1 protein-coding gene and 1 pseudogene are annotated in these 1,494 nt (G+C 56.4%); both read left to right on the top strand.

What is annotated here, in order from left to right; translation table 11 throughout:
• Window positions 1-193 (top strand): annotated as a pseudogene (locus RNA01_RS23825) (methyl-accepting chemotaxis protein); the annotation flags it as partial.
• Between the two features lie 202 nt (window positions 194-395).
• A partial coding sequence (locus tag RNA01_RS23190; protein ID WP_147182440.1) for a HAMP domain-containing protein occupies window positions 396-1,494 on the top strand: 1,099 nt, incomplete at its 3' end.

The following is a 1,494-nucleotide window of genomic DNA, read 5'->3' as shown; positions in this document are numbered from 1 at the left end:
ATCGGCTGGCGGTCAGGCGAAGGCAGCCGTGCTGCGTGCATCCAAGCCGATGGCCAAAGTGGCATCGGCAACCAGGCCACGCCCAGCAGCCACCTCGGTGGCCGCCCAGCAGGCGCGCGTGAAGGGGTTCGCCCTTGATCTCAGCATGGGTGGACCGGATGCGACGGATGACGAATTCCGGGAAAGCGCGTAACGCCTGATTATACAGCATAGCCGCCCACATGGCGGCTATGCATTGTCACGCAACTTTAAACACCCATAAATTGCAATTCGCTTTAAGCAATATTTTCCATTTCAGAATGGAAAATTTCAATTCTGTGCACCCAACATAAACTTACAAAGCCACTTCAAGGTTCTATTCTTTCTGTATTTCATTATGAGAAAGGTAATAATTTATGCGTTTTACTATTAAATTGAAACTCGCAATCTCTTTCGGTGCAATAATCTTCATGATGCTGGGCACGTCGATATACGCGATCAACAGTCTTGGAACGCTGAGCGATGCGATCAACAACGTTATATCCGGTCCGGCTGCGCGCCTTGCGAAGGCCCAGGAACTCAGCATTCTCCAATTGCGGTTCACCCGGTCCCAGATAAACATGGCCACGGCGGATAATCTGGAAAGTGTCGAGCGTTCGATTGGCAATAGCGACAACTACCGGCAGAGTTTTCGCGACACAGTTGCATGGCTGGAGGGCAACGCAAGCACCGAAGAGGGCAAGGCCAACTGGCGGGAAGTCGAAGCAATGGGCGATGAGCTGATGCTGGTTGACGACGCGGTCCGGAATTACGCTCGCGCTGGCAATTACGATGCCGCTGTCCAAAAGACAAAGACCGACGGACGCCAGTTGACCGATAAGATCGGCGAATTCATCGATGCACGCGTGGAGGCCGGCAAGCTGCAGATGCAGAAGGCCGCCGAGGATACGGAAGCGCTTTATGCGGCAACCCGCCGACTCATCCTCGGGATTTCCGCCGGCGCAGCGCTGGTTGCCATCGGTGCCGCACTTTGGATGGCACTTGGAATCAGCAGCGGTTTGCGGAAGATCGCTACGGCAACGAGTGCCGTGGCCATAGGCGATCTCGACCAGCGCCTGGAGATCAAGAGCAATGACGAGATCAAGGACGTGGTCGACACGGTCAACGTCATGACCTCCAACCTTCGCGCAACCGCCCAGGTGGCCGACCGTATCGCCGCCGGGGACTTGACGACGGAGGCCAAGCCCTTGTCCGACAAGGACACGCTGGGTCTGGCAATGCAGTCGATGATAACCAATCTGCGCACGACCGCGGACGTCGCCGGCCGGATCGCCGAAGGCGACCTGTCGATTACGCCCCAGCCTTTGTCCGACAAGGACATGCTCGGCAATGCCATGCTCGGCATGGTCGGGAACCTGCGCAAGACATCCGAGGTCGCAAACGAGATTGCCAATGGCAATCTGACGGTAAACCCGAAACCCCTTTCGGATCGCGACACGCTTGGTCTCGCCCTTG

It is taken from the genome of Paenirhizobium naphthalenivorans (assembly GCF_007992095.1).
Lineage (GTDB): Bacteria > Pseudomonadota > Alphaproteobacteria > Rhizobiales > Rhizobiaceae > Allorhizobium > Allorhizobium naphthalenivorans.
This window is presented reverse-complemented; position numbering and strand designations above follow the sequence as displayed.